Below are 17,380 nucleotides of genomic sequence, written 5' to 3'. Positions count from 1 at the left end.
GGTTATTCCCAGTTGCCCACGTCGGCCTTGTAGCCTTCGCCACCGACCGCGCCATCCTGGCCGAGGAAGATCAGGTCGAAGCTGGCGTGGCTACCGGGGAAGTGGTAAGCGAAACCATGGCCAAAGGGGTCGACCAGGTCCGAGGGCTTGGCATACGGCCCGGCCCAGCGGCTGGCGTTGGCCGGCTTTTTTAGCAGTTGTTCAAGGGTTGCCGGCGGCGCCCCGACATCCAGGGCATAGCTTTCGACCTTCATGCTCAGGCTGGCCAACTGCGCCTTGCCGGCACCGTACTTGCCCTTGTCGACGTTACCGCCGACCTGGCGCACCACGATGGTCGCGACAATGCCCAGCAGCACGATCACGGCAAGCATTTCGAGCAGGGTGAAGCCCGCTTGGCGGGCGTTGAAGCGTTGCTTGGAGGGCATGGGCGGTTTCCTAGATATTGCTGGTAAGGCTCATCAGCGGCAGCATGATGGCGAGCATGATTGCCGCCACCATCACCGCCATGACGATGGTCAGGGTGGGCACCAGCGCCGCGAGCAGGCGGTCGATGGTGCGTTTGGCTTCAAGGTCATAGACATCAGCGACTTTGAGCAGCATCGCGCCGAGGGTGCCCGACTGCTCACCGACTTCGATCATCTGCAAGGCAAGCTCCGGCAGCAGGGCCTCTGCCGATAGCGCAAGGCTCAGGCTGCTGCCTTGCCTGACCTGGTCGGTGGTGCGCTCCACATGCTCGCGCAGGGCATGGTTGGCACTGACTTCGCGGCCGATCGCCAGTGAACCGAGCAGGGTGACGCTGTTGCTCAACAAGGTGCCCAAGGTGCGCGCCAGGCGTGCGGTTTCCAGGCGCTGCAGCAGCGGGCCGAACAGGCGGTTGCGCCACAGGCGCAGGTCCTGGGCGATGCGCCTGCGCGGGTCACGCCGCGCGGCCAGGCCAAGCCAGCTGGCGCCGAGCAGCGTCAGCAGGCAGGCCAGCCCCCAGGCATTGACGAACTCGCCCATGGCCAGCACGGCGCGGGTCACCAGCGGGATGGGCACGCCCAGGTCCTGGAAGATCGGTACGAATTGCGGCACCACATAGGCCAGCAGCAGCGCCAGCGAGCCGACCACACCGATCACCAGGAAAGCCGGGTAGATCAGCGCGTTGATCACTTCGCCACGCAGTTTGTGGCTTTGTTCCAGGTAGCCGGCAAGCTGGGCCAGGGTCACTTCGAGTACACCGCCGGCCTCGCCGGCCCGCACCAGGCTGGTGTAGAACGGTGAGAAACTGCCGGGGTGTTCTTCAAGCGCCTGGGACAGCGGCAAGCCGGCTTTGACCTGCTCGCGCACCCGCTCCAGCACAGCCTTGGCGGCGGGCCTGCGCACGTTCTTCAGCACGGTGCCCAGCGCCCGGTCCAGCGGTTGCCCGGCGCTGAGCAGGGTAGTGAGCTGCTGGGTGATGGTGATCAGTTCCACCGGCTGGAACACGCTGCGCGCCTTGCCCGAACGCAGCAGGCGGCTGCCCTGCCTGAGCTGCAGGATGAGCAGGCCGCGCCGTTGCAACTGGCGAGCGGCGTGGTCACGGTCACTGGCGTCCAGTTCGCCTTGCTGCTTGCGGCCTTCGCTGTCGAGCGCGGTATAGGAAAAGGTCGGCACCTCAATCACCACCCGTGACGCGCAGCACTTCTTCAAGCGAGGTGACGCCGGCCAGGGCCTGGCGCAGGCCGTCCTCATAGAGGGTCACCAGCCCGTTGCGACGGGCGTGGGCCTCCAGTGTGGCGGCATCGGTCTGGCGCATGAGCATGCCGCGCAGGTCTTCGTCCATGACCAGCAGTTCGGTGATCGCGCTGCGCCCATGGTAACCGCCGCCCGGCGCCTGCTCGTCTGGGCGGTACAGCATGATCGGACGCTGTTGCGTATAGCGGGCCAGTTGGTGGCGTTCGACCAGTTCGGCCGGTGCCTGGAAGGCGATACGGGTGGCCGGGTCGAGGCGGCGCACCAGGCGCTGGGCAAGGATGCCCTGCAGGGTGGAGGCGAGCAGGTAGCCTTCGACGCCCATGTCCAGCAGGCGGGTGATGCTGGCGGCGGCGCTGTTGGTGTGCAGGGTCGACAGTACCAGGTGCCCGGTCAGCGATGACTGGATGGCGATGCGGCAGGTTTCCAGGTCGCGCATTTCACCGATCATGATCACGTCCGGGTCCTGGCGCACGATCGAGCGCAATGCCGTGGCAAACCCCAGGCCGATGGCAGGCTTGACCTGGATCTGGTTGATGCCGGTGAGCTGGTATTCGACCGGGTCTTCCACGGTGATGATCTTGCGTTCGGCGGTGTTCAGGCCCGACAACGCGGTGTAAAGGGTGGTGGTCTTGCCCGAGCCGGTGGGCCCTGTGACCAGGAAGATGCCATGGGGGCGCGCCAGCAGATGCTCGATGCTGTGCAGGGTGGGGCCACGGATGCCCAGGCTGGCGAAGTCGAAACTCACGGTTTGCCGGTCCAGCAGGCGCATCACCACCGACTCGCCAAAACTGGTCGGCACGGTCGAGACCCGCAAGTCCAGTTCGCGGCCCTGAATGCGCAGCATGATCCGCCCATCCTGCGGCAGGCGGCGCTCGGCGATATCCAGCCGGGCCATGATTTTCAGCCGCGAGATGACCGCCGCGGCGTAACCGGCCGGTGGTGCTTCGCCTTCGACCAGCACGCCGTCGACCCGGTAGCGCACTTTCAGCTGGGTTTCGAACGGTTCTACGTGGATATCCGAAGCGCGACGGTCGACGGCGTGTTGCAGCATCAGGTTGACCAGGCGGATCACTGGCGCCTCGGAGGCCATGTCCTTGAGCTGTTCGATGTCGCCTTCGTCGATGCTGTCGTCGTCCAGGGTCTGGATCAGCGCGCCCATGGCCGAGCGGCCTTCACCGTAGGCCTGTTCGATCAGGGCGGTGATCTCGTCGCTGGTCCCTACCACCAGCTCTACCTGTTTTGCCGCCTGGTAACCGAGTGCGTTCAGCGCGTAGGCCGAAAGCGGCACGGCGGCGGCGACCTGCAAGTGGCTGCTGCTTTCGCTGAGGGTGACCACGCCGTAGTGGCGGGCAAAGCGTTCAGTGGCCACAGGCGGGGTGTCGACACGCTGCCCGTCAAGCCTGGGCACGCCCAGCAACTCGGCGTAGGCCGCGGCCATTTGCTGCTCTCTTACAGCGCCCAGGCGCAGCAAGGTGCGCAGTTTTTCATGTTCGCCCATTGCCTGCGCCACGCCCAGGCGTGCAGCACGATTCATATCAGCCGGTTGCAATGCGCCAGCATTGAGCAGCCACTCACATATATCGTCAGCAGAGGGGATAGTTGATTTCATCATGATGGCTTAGTGCAAGTGCTGGCTATATAGCGGCACTTTACTACTTGTCAGGCCTGAGGTGGCCCGGAGAATACTTTGGAATTTTAACCGTTGCAACAGCCTATATTTTTGGTTTGTTCAGTATGAATTAGCTGGCTGTTTTCAACGGTCTCGGAAGCATATCACCCCGCTAAACCTAATTGCAACTAGGTTTAATGGAAGGTTGATTCTTGCCATAAATGCTCAAAAAAAGAATGAAAAAACCACGATAACAATAAATATTGGAATCTACGGATACATTTGTGCTCTTAGCATGTGTTTAATGTAATTCTATTCTTTATATTTCGATGTTATTTTGCGTGGTTTTTTTGGTTTTTTGATGCGTTGCCCACTGTGCACTTCATGAGCGCTTGAACTTTTCACTTAACTGCCCAGACTTACGCGCCGGCCGGGCGCTGTTTGCGGCCCGCTAATCCCTGCATTCTTTTTTGAGAACTATTCGATGAATAGACTACTGCTGCCGTTCGCCTGTTCGGCACTGCTGGCCACTGTGCCAAATGCCTTCGCAGATACAAACGGCGCCACTTCTGGTACAGCGGCTTATGAAGCCCGTGAACAACTGGACAGCCAGCGCGAGCAACTGTCCGGTGTCAGCGATGTTGCAAAGGGCGCCACTGATGCCAATGCCTTTGTCGACGCGCCGGTAGACACCGCTGATGCGCCGGCGCTGGTCAGCCAGCCGTAAGGCCGCAGGTTTGCCTGCTCCCATTCTGTTCTTGAGGATTCAACCCGTGAAACATTTCAAACAGGCCGTGAGCCTGATGGCGCTCGGCGTCATGCAGGCCTCGGGCGCTTTGGCGGCCGGGCCGGCCACCGGCAACGAGGTGGAGGCCCGGGTCAGCTCCATCCTGGACAACATGAACCAGGCCGAGAAGATCAACTTCACCCGGGTCAACGACGGCCACATGATCCCGTCGCTGCTCAAGTGGGGGATCCAGGGCACGGTGGCGTACGACTCGTCCATGGGCGTGCACGTGAATAACGCCACCTTTGGCGCACAGTACCCTTCGCAGTCGGCCCTGGCCGCCACCTGGAGCATCAACCGGGCCAAAGAGTTCGGCCTGGCCATTGCCTATGAAACGCGTATTTCCGGCGGCCAGCAGATGCTCTCGCCCGGGGTGAACCTGTACCGCACGCCCTACAACGGGCGTTCGGCCGAATACGTCAGTGGCGAGGATCCGTTCCTTGGCGCGGTGCTGGCGCCGGCCATCGTCAACGGCATCCAGGCCCAAGGGATCCAGGCCAGTGGCAAGCACTACCTGGCCAACGAGCAGGAGGCCAATCGCCAGGCGGTCAATGTCGTGGCCGATGAGCGCACGCTGCGTGAGCTGTACTTGCCCGGCTTCGAGTCGATGGTCAAGAACGCCAACGTGGCGTCGATCATGTGCGGGTTCAACAAGGTCAACGGCGACTACGCCTGCGAAAACCACCACCTGATCACCGAGGTGCTCAAAGGCGAGTGGGGTTATCAGGGCACCGTTATCAGTGACTTCAATGCCATTCACGACCCGTTCAAGGGCGCATGGGCCGGCACCGACCTGGACATGCCTTCGGGCCTGCAGTTCACCGAGGCCAACCTGCTGCCGTACCTGTGGAGCGGCCAGCTGACCCAGAACGTCATCGACGACAAGGTCAAGCGCAACCTACGTGCGGTGGTCAGCTACGACTTCCAGGAAAACCTCAACACGGCAAAGACGCTGGAGCACACCGAGTATGGCCAGCGCGCCTCGCTGAACGCTGCACGTGAAGGCATCGTGCTGCTGCGCAACGCCGATACCGCTGCTGGCAAGCCGCTGCTGCCCCTGGCGCGCACCGCCAGAATCGCAGTGATCGGCGACTGGGCCAACCAGGCGCCTGCCTCGCCGTTCGGTACCGCCAACTCGCCACCCAACAGCTACGTGACCGAACTCAGCGGGCTGCAGCAACTGGCGTCGAACAGCGCCAATGTCACTTACCTGTCGGCGTTGAGCCTGAACCCCAAGGCGGCAGTCTGGTACCAGCCGACCTCGTCCGGCAGCGGCGTCAGCAATGCCGGGGTGAAGGCCGAGTACTTCAGCAACACCAGCCTAAGCGGCGACCCGGTACTGACCCGCATCGAGCCGGGCGTGAACCTCAACTGGACCACCAGCACCAATGAAACCAGCACCGGCACCACTGCAGTGTCCGGCTTCAGCCCGACAGCGGGGGCGTTCTCCGCACGCTTCAGTGCGACGATCAAGCCGACCGTCTCGGGTGCGCATGTGTTCAAGGTGCGCGCCGACGGCCCTTACAAGCTTTGGGTCGATGGCAAGCTGGTGGTGCAGAGCGACGGCGTGCCGTACTCCTCTGATGTGGTCAACGCGCTGACCACCTCGGGCAAGAGCGCTGCCCTGGTGGCGGGCAAGTCCTACAACGTCAAGCTTGAGTACCGCCGTGTGCAAGGCAATTTCACGCCGGCACTGGGCGGCCTGGCAGGCGTTCAGATGAGCTGGGCGTCCCTGCGACCGCCGAAGGACATCGCCAGCTACGATGCCGTGGTGATCGCCGCGGGCACCAACTACGAGAACGAGGGTGAAGGCTCCGACCACGGCTACGCGCTGCCGGACCAGCAGGCCGAGTTGATCAAATTCGTCACCAAGGCCAACCCGAACACCATCGTCGTCACCCATGGCGGCGGCGTGGCCGACATGCAGCCGTGGGCCAAGAAGGTTGGCGCAGCGTTGCATGCCTGGTTCCCGGGGCAACAGGGCGGCCAGGCACTGGCTGAAATCCTCTATGGCAAGGTGAACCCGTCGGGCAAGCTGCCGGTGACCATCGACAAGAAGATCGAAGACAACCCAAGTTACGCGTCCTACCCGGACCCGGCCGCCTACCGTGGCGACAACCCGCTGACCGAGATCGACTACAGCGAGGGGCTTTACATGGGGTACCGCGGCTATGACAAGAAGCACGCCAAACCGCTGTACCCGTTCGGCTTCGGCTTGTCGTACACCACGTTCGGCTATTCGGACTTGAAGCTCTCGACCAATGTGATGACCCCGGGCAACACGGTGAACGCCACGTTCACCCTGACCAACACGGGTGACAAGGCGGGCTTTGAGGTCGCGCAGCTGTACATTCAGCCGATCGCCCCGCAAGTCGACCGCCCGAAGAAGGAGCTCAAGGGCTTTACCAAGGTGTACCTGGAGCCGGGCCAGAGCAAGACCGTGAGCCTACCGATCGACTCGCGCTCGCTGGCGTACTTCGTGCAGAACACCGACAGTTGGGACGTCGATGCCGGCAAGTTCAAGGTGTGGGTCGGCCCGGACTCGGAAAACCTCACGCTGCAGCGCACGCTGGTCACGCTCATGCCGCAACACTTGACCACGCGTGACAGCAACCCACTACCGGCACCGCTGCAAGCGGCCGTGCAGGTCAGCGACAGCCAGGCTTACTGACCGTCGCGCTAGGCCTTGATGCAAGAGGCAAGGCGTAGCAGGTAGGCGTCGAAGACCGCTTCGACGTCGACCTGGTCCGGGGCGCGCAGCCACTGGATCTGCAGGCCATCCATCACGGCGAAGATCTCGGTCGCCAACGCCTTCGCATCAATGTCCTTGCGCACTTCGCCATGCTCGACCAGCGCCGCCAGGTGCGCCTGGGCGTGGGCGTGGGTCAGCGCGAATTTCTCCTTGTACCAGGGCCAGGCCGGGTGCTGCTCGGACAGGCTTTCGACGCTGATCATCATCGAAGCCTGGCATTCAAGCAGGTTCTGCACGCTGAAATTCATGCTCATGCGCACGAAGGCCAGGAAGTTCGCAAGCGTCGGCGCCATCTCCAGCTCGGCAAACTTCTCCGTCACTCGCCGATCGCGCCGATCGAGCAAGGCCTGCAGCAACGACACCTTGTTGGGGAAGTGGTGCAACAGCCCGACCGTGGTGATGCCGGCGATTTCGGCCACATCGCGCATGGAGGCCGCCGCATAACCGTCTTTGGCGAACACGGCGGTGGCCGCATCCAGCAGGGCGGCGCGGCGCATCTCGCCCTTGGGGGCGCGGCGGCGTTTGGTGACCGGTGTGCTGGACGCTTCGCTTTCGTGATCCTGACCTGACATAAACCAACTTCAAGCTGTGGTGGGTGGTGTGCCGGTTCCGCTGAAGCGGCGAGGGCGATTATGGCAAAAGTTCTAGGGTTCGTGCGCCCGGTATGCGCCTGGGCGGTTGATCAGGATGGCCGTTGCGACGCTGGCCAGTGCGACCAGGGCATTGCCGACCCACAGCCCGAGCATGATGCCGCTGGCACCCTGCAGCGCTGCGCCTGCGGTGACGAAGGGCAGGGTACCCAAGGTGGCGCGAAGCCAGGCGTAGAAGGCCACCCACCCTGCCTGGCCACGGCAGATGAACAGCGAAATGGCGATGAAGTCCAGGCCCATGATGACCCACAGCCCCGGCCCGTACCGGCACAGGTCCTCGATCAGTGCCTGCCCCGGGCCTGACAGCGCGAAGGCAGGGCCAAGCCACGGCGCGGCGCTTGCCAGTACTGCCCAGGCGACCAGGCCGTACACCACCACCAGCCTGGCGGCGCTGTGCAAGGCTGCCTGTGAACGCGCATGGCAGTGCGCCCCCAGATTCTGTGCCAGGATCGGCACCAGCGCGCCCGGCAAGGCGAAGTACAGGCAGTAGGTAATCTGCAGCACTCTGTCCATCACCGCCATGCCGGCCATGACCGAGACCCCGAACAGCGCCAGTTGCGCCATGGTGTAGGTCAGGGCAACGGGCATCGCCAGATTAGCGAGAGTGTAAGGCAAGGCAATGCGCATGATGCGGGCGCCATACAGCCGCAGCAGGCGTAGGCGTATGCGCGTGGCAAGGCCGACATGGGCCCTGACCAGGTACAGGCCCGTCAGGCTGCCTGCTGTGGCGGCCACCAGGCAGGAAAGGCCGGCGCCCAACAGTTTCAGGTCCAGACCAAAGATCAGTATCGGGTCGACGATGGCCAGGCAGGCGGCACTGGCCAGCACCACTGCCAGCGCGCGCCCGCTCAAACCTTGTGCCCGGAGCACCTGGGCCGTGGCTTGAGTGAGCGCCATCAGCACCGACGCCACCAGCGTCATGGCAATGAATTGCCGGGCAAGCGGTGAGGCGGGCGCATCGGCCCCCACCAGGCCGGCGAAGAAGTCCAGGTTGTACCACTGCAGTGCAGACACACTGGCCGAGACCAGCGCGGCGAGGATCAGCATGTGGCTGGTCAGCACAGGCACCGAGGCGCTCGAACCCTGGCCGACCCTGCGGGAGATCATGGTGCCTGCAGCGACGACAATGCCTGCCACCAGGCTTGAATTGAAAAAGGCCAGGGTCTTGGCGATGCCTACCGCAGCAATGAGTACTTCGTCATGCAGCAGGGCGACATACGTGAGCGTGAGAATGTCGGTCAGGAAAATCGCCAGCAGGCTCAGCGCACTGGTAAACGCCATTACCCGTACGTGGTGGGTCAATGAACCTTGGGTGAATGTGGCGGGGTGCTTCATCTTGGGGGGGACCGCTAGGGTGGGTGCAACAGTGCGGTACCAAGACAACGTGGGCTGCGAAGAGTTTAATGGAAAAGCCGCGTGAGTGTTCTTCAGCCGACACGCTGCAACTGCCAAGTGGTAGCTGGCCGGCTGGGCTCAATGCAGCCGTAGCAACCGGTCCAGTGACAGAGCGCCGGCACCCCGGGCTATCAGCAATAGCAGCAGGCCAGCCCACGACAGGTGGGTAGGCCAGGCGTCCGGGTAGACGAATATCTGGATGACCGCTGTCATGCCGAGCAGGGCAAGCGCTGAAAGCCGGGTGAACAGGCCCAGCACCAGTAGCAGTGGGAACAGGTGCTCGGCGTAGGTTGCCAGGTGGGCTGCGAGCCAGGGCGAAAGCAGCGGCAAGGCATACTCGCTCTGGAACAGCTCGTAGGTACTGGGCGTGATGCTCAGCAGACCCTCGACCTTGGTGCGGCCTGACAGGAAGAATATCGAGGCGATGCCCAACCGCGCGACCAGGCACAACGCACTGTCGTTGAGCAGCCGTTGCAGGCAGTCGGCAAGGCCGTTCCAGCGTTGGCGCAGGCCAATGGGTGGAGCTGGGGGGCGCAGGGTGTCCATGGCCGTTCCTTCAATCGAATGAAAGCGGGAGAAAGACCCGGGCCTGCATCAGGCGACCGAGCAGGCTGGTGAAGTCGAGGCCAGGCTGGCGTTGCAGGGCAAGTTGCGAGGCGCTTTCCAGTGTGTGACCGGCTGCGCAGGCATCCAGGAACGTGCAGCCACCGGCCTCGAGTGGCTGATGGTTCACGCCGTCCTGGTCGGCGCTCAACAGTGCGCCTTCTGCCACCCAGGGTTGCGACTGTGGCCATGCCAGGCCTTCGCGGCTGCAGCGCCACAGGCTAAGTGCCGGGTGAGCGGCGAACCACTGCCAGCGCACGCTCTGGCGCGGCCGCAGGTGGCTGCGACCCAGGTCGCTGGCCGTCATGCCTGCCAGGTCGGCCAAGGCCAGGCAAGGTTGCTCGTCGGCGGCGAACACTTCGCACCAATACCAGTCCAGGCGTGCGACATCGGCCAGGTAGGGCAGCCCGTGGCTGGCCTGGCTGTCTTGCAGAAACGCCGCGAACGTCGCACCGTAGCGGATCAGCCGTGCGTCGTCAGGTGGGGTGTGTTGTGCGTAGGCGGCAGCGGTTTGCTGCATCCAGCCGGCGCCGACCAGAGTTTCGACACTGGGGAAGTTGGCGCGCAGTGCGTCCACGCAGCCGGCCATCACGGTATTGCGGTAGACCGCGAACGCCGGTTGGCGTGTCAGGTTGTGCAGCAGCGGAGCAGGGCGCAGGTAGAGTGCGTCGATGAAGGCATCCTGGAACTGGCCAAGTGGCAGGTTCATGGCAAGGCTCCTGCGTGGTCGAGGGTCGACTGGGCAATCGCCCGTTCGGCAAGCAGTTCATCGAAGGCGGGGAGGTTGCCGTCGCGTTCGATCAGTGTCGGGCGCGCGCCGATGCGCGCGATCAGCCGGCGGTACAACGCCCAGACCGGTTCGGCAATGGCTGTATCGTGCGAGTCGATGAGCAGTGCGCCTTGGTCGTCGTGGCTGTGGCCGGCCAGGTGCACTTCGCTGATGGCATGGGCCGGGAAGCGGTCGAGGTAGCCCTGGGCGTTGAAACCCAGGTTGTGGGCGCTGACATGAACATTGTTGATGTCCAGCAACAGCGTGCAGCCGGTGCGGCGCACCAGCTCGCCGAGGAACTCGATTTCGTCCAGGTCGTGCCCTTGCAGCTGCAGGTAGTGGCTGGGGTTTTCGATGGCGATGCAGCGCCCCAAGGCATCCTGGGTGCGCAGGATATTGTCGCTGATGCGTGCCAATGCCTCGTGGCTGCGGGGGAACGGCAGCAGGTCGGGGTGATACTGGTCACGCCAGGTGGACCAGGCCAGGTGCTCCGACACCAGCACCGGGTTTACCTGGTCGATCAGCACGCGCAGCCGGCGCAGGTGGCTAATGTCCGGTTCGGCGTCCGCTGCCAGTGACAGGGCAACGCCGTGCAGCGACAGTGCATGGCGTTCGGCCATGCGCTGCAGCCACGCCAGGCGCGGCCCGCCGACCATGTAGTTCTCTGGATGCACCTCATACCACAGGCCTTCTGCATCGCAGGCCAAGGCCTGGGCAAAGTGTTCAGCCTTGAGCCCGAGCCCGGCGCCCAGAGGGGCAGTTCGGTTCATGGTCGGCGGCCTCTGCTCAAGACTTGATCGGGGTCAGTGAACCCATGCCATTGGGCGTCTTGATCGAGGTGCAGGTGCCGGCCGGGACGTTTTTCCAGGCCATGCCGTCGTAGTCTTTTTTGGAGCTGCCTGCGCAACTGGTGCCGGCACCGGCTTTGCAGTCGTTCTTGCCGGCCATGGCGACGCCGTAGCATTTTTCCATGGCTGCACCGTTGCTGGTGGTATCGGCGGCGGTGGCGACGCTGGCCATGGAAGCAAGGGCCAGGGCGGCAGTGGTAAGGGCGAGGGTATTCATGGGGATGTCTCCAGAGGATGGGCCGTGGTGATGTACCGAAGGCTCATGGACTAGTTCGCGGTGGCCGCTGCTGCGGTTACAGGCCCGCGAAAATATTTTTTGCTTGGTGCATTTGACCTGACCCATGCGCTGAAAAGCGCAGCAGCGGCTAAGGTTCGATAAAAGAAAAAACTACAGACGGTGTAACCCTGGCCCCCCATGCAACGAACTAACTCTCAAGACCACCTCGGCGCACGCGAGGCGCAGTTGCAGGGCTTGCTGCTGCGCGGGCTGGCGGGCGATGCACGGGCCTACCGCGAATTCCTTGCGGCGCTGGCGGTGCATGTGCGTGGGTTTCTGCGGCGGCGGCTGCAGCAGCGCCCGGCCGAAATCGAAGACTTGCTGCAGGAAGTGTTGCTGGCCGTGCATAACGCACGTCATACCTACCAGCCGCAACAGCCGCTGACGGCGTGGGTACAGGCGATTGCCCGTTACAAGCTGGCAGATTACCTGCGCCGCTATGCGCACCAAGACGCGTTGCACGAGGTGCTGGAAGACGACAGTGACCTGTTCGCCACCAGTGATGAAGCGCCTGCCCAGGCCAGCCGCGATCTGGGCAAGCTGTTGGGGCGGTTGCCGGCGCGCCAACGCTTGCCCATTGTCCACGTCAAGCTCGAAGGGCTGTCGGTGGAGGAGACTGCGCGTATCACCGGGCTTTCCTGTTCGGCGGTCAAGGTGGGGATACACCGGGGGCTCAAGGCGCTGGCCAAGCTGATTCGAGGCAGTGAAGAGCATGAAGACTGATGACTTGATTACCCTGCTGGCTGCTGGTGAAGAGCCGGTGGGCCGTCATGCGCTGGCACGGCGCCTGGCGCTGGCGTTGCTTGCAGGCACACTGGGTGCGGTGCTGATGACGGTGGCTCTCTATGGCGTGCGCAGTGACCTTGCCGAAGTGGCGCGTACGCCATTGTTCTGGGCCAAGCTGGCCTTGCCCGCCAGCTTGGCGCTGCTAGGGCTGTGGTTGACGCAGCGCCTGGCCAGGCCCGGTGTACGCGGCGCAGTGGTGTGGCAACTGCTCGGGCTACCGTTGCTGCTGGTCTGGCTGGGAGCGGCGATCAGCCTGTTCGGGGCTCCGGTCGAAGCCCGTGCCGATTTGATCTTTGGGCGTACCTGGCGCACCTGTGCGTTGAACATCACGCTGCTGTGCGTGCCGGTGTTCATCACCCTGTTCTGGGCATTGCGTGGCCTGGCACCGACGCGGCTGCGCCAGGCTGGCGCAGCCGCGGGCCTGCTCGCCGGTGCGACCGCAACCTTGGTTTACTGCCTGCACTGCCCGGAAATGCAGGTGCCGTTCTGGGGGACCTGGTACGTGCTGGGGATGTTGGTGCCCACGCTAACGGGAGCAGTACTTGGCCCGCGTTTGTTGAGGTGGTGAAGATGTAGAGCCTGGCTGATCGAGCGATACGGTGGGCTAGCGCAATGTTCGCTCAATTCCCCCAACCAGCAGGCTTTCCATCAACCCCAACCCTTGTTCCTCAGGCAAAGCCTTCAGCATCCCAGGCAACTGGTTGAGCAACGTCGCCACCACCTGCGCCGTCGCCGCCAATGCTGCGTCGGGCAGTTTCGCCTGCGGTGCGATCAACCGCAGCAACCCTGTCTCATAACGTTTGCGCAACAACGCCAGGCGCGTTTGCTGCGCTTCGCTCAGGCAGCAGAAATCCCGGGCGGCCAGGCGAAACTGCAGGGGCCGTTCGGCATGCAGTTGCCAGTGCGCTGCAATCAGGCAAGCCAACGCCGAACCGCCGCGCGCTGTAGCACGGCGGCCAAGCTCCAGGGTTGCCTGCAGCTCCTCGTACAACTCTTCGATCAGGTCGTACAGCAAGTCCTGCTTGCTCGGGAAGTGGTGATACAGCGAACCTGCGGTCACGCCCAGATGTGCCGCCAGTTCGCGCATGCTCACCTGGCCGAAGCCCTTCTCGGCGAACAGCGCCATGGCCCGGTCACGTCGCTCTTCAAAATTGGCACAGCGCATCGCGGCATTGACCGGGGGCATGCTGTTAGCTCCTCAGTAGGTGAAGAAGCCGCGGCCGCTCTTGCGCCCCAGCCAGCCGGCCGCGACCATTTCCCTTAGCAGTGGGGCAGGGCGGTACTTGCTGTCGTTGAAGCCCTCATGGAAGGCTTCCATGATCGCCAGCAAGGTGTCCAGGCCAATCAGGTCGGCCAGCGCCAGCGGGCCGATCGGCTGGTTGCAACCCAGGCGCATGCCGGTGTCGATGTCTTCGGCACTGGCCAGGCCCTCCTGGCGCACGAAGATCGCTTCGTTGATCATCGGCACCAGGATGCGGTTGACCACGAAGCCCGGGCGGTTACCGGCAGTGATCGGCGTCTTGCCGAGCTTCTCGGTAACCAGCAGGGCCTGGGCATAGGTGCTGTCACTGGTTTGCAGGCCACGGATGATCTCGACCAGGGCCATCATCGGCACCGGGTTGAAGAAGTGCACGCCGATGAACCGCTCAGGGTGCTCGATACTGGCCGCCAGCTGGGTCACCGACAGTGACGAGGTGTTGGTGGCAATCAGGCAATCGGGCGCCACGTTGGCAGCCACTTGCTGAAGGATGCGCTGCTTGAGCTGCAGGTTTTCGGTCGCCGCCTCGATCACCAGTTGCGCAGTGCTCAATTGGGCATAATCGGTGCTGGTGCTGATGCGCGCTTTGGCTGCGCTGGCGCGCTCAGCATCGAGGGTACCCTTGTTGACCTGGCGCTCCAGGTTTTTGCTCAGGGTGGCTACGCCGCGCTCTAGTGCGGCCTCGGCGACATCCACCAGCAGCACCTGATAGCCGGCCACCGCGCAGACTTGCGCGATGCCGTTGCCCATGGTGCCGGCGCCGATCACGGCGATCTGTTCAATGCTCATGTTGCAAGTTCCCTCAGACGCGCTCGAAGACGACGGCGATGCCCTGGCCGCCGCCAATGCACATGGTGGCCAACGCGTAGCGGCCCTGAATGCGCTGCAGTTCATGGATGGCCTTGGTGGCAATGATCGCCCCGGTGGCACCCACCGGGTGGCCCAGGGAAATGCCGGACCCGTTCGGGTTGACCTTCTGCGGGTCGAAGTCCAGCGCGCGGGCCACGGCACAGGCTTGGGCGGCGAAGGCTTCATTGGACTCGATCACGTCCAGGTCGCTGATGTTCAGGCCGGCCTTTTCCAGCGCTTTGCGTGTTGCCGGGATCGGCCCCAGGCCCATCAGCTCGGGCTCGACGCCGGCATGGGCGTAGGCCACCAGGCGCGCCAGCGGCTTGAGGCCCAGGCGGCGTACGGCGTCACCGGTCGCCAGCACCAGGCCGGCAGCGCCGTCGTTGATGCCGCTGGCGTTGCCGGCGGTAACGGTGCCGTCTTTCTTGAAGACGGTCTTCATGCCGGCCAGCTGTTCGGCGGTCACATCGCCGCGTACGTGTTCGTCAACGGCGAACTCGACGGTGCCTTTGCGGGTTTTCAGTTCCAGCGGCACGATCTGGCTGGCGAAGCGGCCTTCAGCGATGGCACGGGCAGCGCGGCGCTGGCTGGTCAGGGCCAGTTCATCCTGCATCTGGCGGGTGATGCCGTGCTTGGCGGCGACATTTTCCGCCGTGATGCCCATGTGGAAGTGTTCGAAGGGGTCCTGCAGAACGCCGACGGTGTAGTCGATGCCTTGCAGGTCGCCCATGCGCGCACCCCAGCGGGCCTGTGGCAGCAAGTAAGGGCCACGGCTCATGGACTCGGCACCGGCGGCCAGGGCCACATCGGCATCACCCAGCAGCAGGCACTGGGTAGCGGAAACGATGGCCTGAAGGCCCGAACCGCACAGGCGGTTGACGTTGAACGCCGGGGTTTCCTTAGGGATACCAGCGTTCATCGCGGCGACCCGCGACAGGTAGGCGTCGCGTGGTTCGGTGGGGATGACATTACCCATGACCACATGGCCGACCTGCTCTGGGGCTACGCCCGAGCGCTCGAGGGCGGCGCGGCTGATGGCGGTGGCGAGGTCTGCCAGCGGCAGGTCCTTGAGCGAGCCACCAAAACCACCGATGGCGGAACGGACGGCACTGACGACGTAGATTTCTGCGCTGCTCATAGAGGCTCCGATTGCGAAGGCATGGCGGGAGCGGGCCAGGCTCTGCGAGAATGGCCGGCGCTCCCTCGTTGAGTCCGAGTCTAGGCAAAGGCCCTGTTCCAGCCTATGCCGGATCTGTTCAGTCAACCTGGCACTTTTTGCCACTCAGCATAGACAGCGAATAACGCCATGCGCGATAGCGATTCGGTCGCCGTGTACTTTCTCAATGCCATGTTTCATGCCCTGCGCGACCAGCCCTTGGTGCGTGACGCCCATCTGCGTGCGGTGGGCATCGACCCGGCGCTGCTCGATCAGCCACAGGCCCGCGTACCGGCCAAGGCGTTCGCCCAACTATGGCTGACGCAGATCCAGCTGCTGGACGATGAGTTCTTTCGCCTCGACAGCCATGGCATGCCGCTGGGCAGCTTTGCCCTGATCTGCCGCGGCCTTATCCAGGAGCCGAACCTGGACAAGGCACTGCGCCAATGCTTGGGCAATTTTAGCCTGTTCCTGCATGACCTGCGCGGCAGCCTGACGGTGCGCGCCGGGCGGGCTGTGATCAGCGTGCACTCGGACATTGCCGACCCGTTGACCCGGGTTTATGCCGAGGAGACCTATCTGGTGCTGGTGGTTGGCCTGCTGTGCTGGCTGGCCGGGCGCCGTCTGGCCATCGACCGCACCGAGCTTGCAGTGGCGCGCCCGGCCCAGGACGACGACCTGCTGCTGTGGGGGCCGGACTTGCGTCTGGGCAGCGGGCGCACCGAGGTTGAGTTCGACAGCGCTTATCTGCGTCTGCCGGTGGTCCAGGACCTGGCCGGTCTGAAAACCTTCCTGCGTAGCGCGCCCCAGGGCCTGGTGATCCGCTTTCGCAACCAGAATGGGTTGGTGGCCCAGGTGTACCGGCATCTGCGTGCCCGGCGCTATGGGCAATGGCCGACGCTGGCGGCCCTGGCTGAGCATCAGGGGATCAGTGCCAGCACTTTCCGCCGCCAGTTGGAGCGCGAAGGGCGTTCGTATCAGCAGATCAAGGATGAGGTGCGTCGCGCCATGGCCTTTGAGCGTTTGCGTGAGGGGGTGATGAGCATTGCTGAAATCGCCGAGCAGGCGGGGTTTCAGGAGCCCAGTGCGTTTCATCGGGCGTTCAAGAAGTGGACGGGGCAAAGCCCGGGGAGATATCGGGCTAGGTTGGTTGGGCAGTAGCGTTGGCCCAGCGTGGCCGGCCTCAGCGCCTGCACGGCCCAGCCATGGGCCGAAGCGCTTGACGGGCATCCATGCCCGTCACCTCCCTACGCAAGACCTGCGCTCGGCGTCCTGAAGTCGCAATCGGCGGTGCCTGGCATACCGCGCACTTAGAAGCAAAAGCAAAAGAAAAACAAAGCAAGGCAAAAATGAATCAACGGCACCGCAGTAGCGCCCCAGTCGCCTGCTGGCTTCAGAACCGTGCGGTACTCACCGTGATATAGCCCTTGTCCAGCAGCGCAATGCGGATCACCGTCTCATCGGCTGGTGCCTTGCGCTTTTGCTTGATGCAAACGCCCTCGACACCAATGGCACGGATGCGGTGCGCGATGAGGCGGCCACATGCGTCGAAAAACAACTCGCTGGCCAGCAACTCGATGCGTTCGATCAGCCCCCGCGTGCGCTCGTCGGTGGCACAAAAGAACAGTACTCCCGACCAGTGCGGGTCGTCGTCAGGGTTGCTGACATCATGGGCCAGCAGCTCGCGCAGGGCGCTGCGCAACTCGGCAGTGGTGCGGGTGTGTGGATGCATGCGCAGCTTCCTCTGGGACACAAGTGCCGATCATGTTTCCCATGGTGGTGCGCGGCAAGTAGGACGCTTCCGAGAGGTTGGGTAGGAATTTTCTGAACGTGTAGAGAGGTGCTGGGTGGCTTGCAAGCGGTCGACCTGCAAAAGCCAACCGCGGCCCGGCTCTTCTGTTGGCGGTGAGCTGTCAAGGCGCGGA

18 protein-coding genes are annotated in these 17,380 nt (G+C 63.6%); 5 read left to right on the top strand and 13 right to left on the bottom strand.

Annotation, left to right across the window (positions count from 1 at the left end; all coding sequences use genetic code 11):
• Positions 1-2 precede the first annotated feature (2 nt).
• Genes gspG through gspE form a run of 3 tightly spaced genes read right to left on the bottom strand, consistent with a single transcriptional unit; the run spans position 3 to position 3,328 of the window.
• Positions 3-425 carry a type II secretion system major pseudopilin GspG gene (gene gspG / locus IWW33_RS00645; RefSeq protein WP_046785525.1) on the bottom strand — a complete coding sequence of 141 codons (423 nt, stop codon included), beginning with the start codon at positions 423-425 and terminating at the stop codon, positions 3-5.
• 10 nt (positions 426-435) lie between these two features.
• A complete protein-coding gene (locus IWW33_RS00640) occupies positions 436-1,635 on the bottom strand; it encodes a type II secretion system F family protein (RefSeq protein WP_174141442.1) in 1,200 nt (399 codons plus the stop codon).
• A gap of 1 nt (position 1,636) precedes the next feature.
• Positions 1,637-3,328 (bottom strand): type II secretion system ATPase GspE, encoded by a 1,692-nt coding sequence (gene gspE, locus IWW33_RS00635; protein WP_039604478.1) that lies wholly within the window; start codon positions 3,326-3,328, stop codon positions 1,637-1,639.
• Between the two features lie 481 nt (positions 3,329-3,809).
• On the opposite strand from gspE, the gene IWW33_RS00630 reads away from it, so the two are divergent.
• Positions 3,810-4,052, top strand: a complete 243-nt coding sequence (locus IWW33_RS00630; protein ID WP_115275108.1) for a hypothetical protein — start codon at positions 3,810-3,812, stop codon at positions 4,050-4,052.
• Positions 4,053-4,128: 76 nt separating this feature from the next.
• Positions 4,129-6,783, top strand: coding sequence for a glycoside hydrolase family 3 C-terminal domain-containing protein (locus tag IWW33_RS00625; protein WP_217433303.1), 2,655 nt, complete (start codon positions 4,129-4,131; stop codon positions 6,781-6,783).
• Positions 6,784-6,791: 8 nt separating this feature from the next.
• Here the strand turns inward: IWW33_RS00625 and IWW33_RS00620 are convergent, their stop codons facing one another.
• The 6 genes from IWW33_RS00620 to IWW33_RS00595 all read right to left on the bottom strand — a co-directional run bounded on the left by IWW33_RS00620 (position 6,792) and on the right by IWW33_RS00595 (position 11,346).
• A complete protein-coding gene (locus IWW33_RS00620; RefSeq protein ID WP_125922909.1) occupies positions 6,792-7,436 on the bottom strand; it encodes a TetR/AcrR family transcriptional regulator in 645 nt (214 codons plus the stop codon).
• A 72-nt stretch (positions 7,437-7,508) separates the two neighbouring features.
• Positions 7,509-8,849, bottom strand: coding sequence for an MATE family efflux transporter (locus IWW33_RS00615; RefSeq protein ID WP_174141443.1), 1,341 nt, complete (start codon positions 8,847-8,849; stop codon positions 7,509-7,511).
• A gap of 138 nt (positions 8,850-8,987) precedes the next feature.
• On the bottom strand, positions 8,988-9,455 hold the full coding sequence (locus IWW33_RS00610) for a DoxX family protein (protein WP_125922911.1): 468 nt from the start codon (positions 9,453-9,455) through the stop codon (positions 8,988-8,990).
• A 10-nt stretch (positions 9,456-9,465) separates the two neighbouring features.
• A complete protein-coding gene (locus IWW33_RS00605; RefSeq protein ID WP_174141444.1) occupies positions 9,466-10,221 on the bottom strand; it encodes a DNA-binding domain-containing protein in 756 nt (251 codons plus the stop codon).
• Entirely contained in the window at positions 10,218-11,051 is an 834-nt protein-coding gene (locus tag IWW33_RS00600) for a DUF692 domain-containing protein (protein ID WP_174141445.1), read from the bottom strand. The genes IWW33_RS00605 and IWW33_RS00600 overlap by 4 nt, the downstream gene beginning before the upstream one ends.
• A gap of 16 nt (positions 11,052-11,067) precedes the next feature.
• Entirely contained in the window at positions 11,068-11,346 is a 279-nt protein-coding gene (locus IWW33_RS00595; protein WP_039602319.1) for a DUF2282 domain-containing protein, read from the bottom strand.
• Positions 11,347-11,544: 198 nt separating this feature from the next.
• On the opposite strand from IWW33_RS00595, the gene IWW33_RS00590 reads away from it, so the two are divergent.
• Positions 11,545-12,129, top strand: a complete 585-nt coding sequence (locus IWW33_RS00590) for a sigma-70 family RNA polymerase sigma factor (RefSeq protein ID WP_174141446.1) — start codon at positions 11,545-11,547, stop codon at positions 12,127-12,129.
• A complete protein-coding gene (locus IWW33_RS00585) occupies positions 12,119-12,760 on the top strand; it encodes a DUF1109 domain-containing protein (protein WP_174141447.1) in 642 nt (213 codons plus the stop codon). Before IWW33_RS00590 ends, IWW33_RS00585 begins: the two co-directional genes overlap by 11 nt.
• 36 nt (positions 12,761-12,796) lie before the next feature.
• Here IWW33_RS00585 and IWW33_RS00580 read toward each other — a convergent pair whose 3' ends face one another.
• From IWW33_RS00580 to IWW33_RS00570, 3 genes are read right to left on the bottom strand one after another with little or no spacing between them, the layout of a single operon-like run.
• A complete protein-coding gene (locus IWW33_RS00580) occupies positions 12,797-13,378 on the bottom strand; it encodes a TetR/AcrR family transcriptional regulator (protein WP_174141448.1) in 582 nt (193 codons plus the stop codon).
• A 12-nt stretch (positions 13,379-13,390) separates the two neighbouring features.
• A complete protein-coding gene (locus IWW33_RS00575) occupies positions 13,391-14,239 on the bottom strand; it encodes a 3-hydroxybutyryl-CoA dehydrogenase (RefSeq protein ID WP_119688802.1) in 849 nt (282 codons plus the stop codon).
• A 13-nt stretch (positions 14,240-14,252) separates the two neighbouring features.
• Complete coding sequence (locus tag IWW33_RS00570; RefSeq protein WP_046785516.1) at positions 14,253-15,437, bottom strand: acetyl-CoA C-acyltransferase family protein; 1,185 nt, start codon at positions 15,435-15,437, stop codon at positions 14,253-14,255.
• Between the two features lie 168 nt (positions 15,438-15,605).
• On the opposite strand from IWW33_RS00570, the gene IWW33_RS00565 reads away from it, so the two are divergent.
• The gene (locus tag IWW33_RS00565; protein ID WP_119688803.1) at positions 15,606-16,616 is read left to right on the top strand and encodes an AraC family transcriptional regulator; all 1,011 of its coding nucleotides are present in this window, start codon (positions 15,606-15,608) and stop codon (positions 16,614-16,616) included.
• Positions 16,617-16,848: 232 nt separating this feature from the next.
• Here the strand turns inward: IWW33_RS00565 and IWW33_RS00560 are convergent, their stop codons facing one another.
• The gene (locus IWW33_RS00560; RefSeq protein WP_115275095.1) at positions 16,849-17,187 is read right to left on the bottom strand and encodes a hypothetical protein; all 339 of its coding nucleotides are present in this window, start codon (positions 17,185-17,187) and stop codon (positions 16,849-16,851) included.
• Between the last annotated feature and the right edge of the window lie 193 nt (positions 17,188-17,380).

The organism is Pseudomonas sp. M2, from assembly GCF_015751845.1.
Taxonomy (GTDB): domain Bacteria; phylum Pseudomonadota; class Gammaproteobacteria; order Pseudomonadales; family Pseudomonadaceae; genus Aquipseudomonas; species Aquipseudomonas putida_E.
This window is presented reverse-complemented; position numbering and strand designations above follow the sequence as displayed.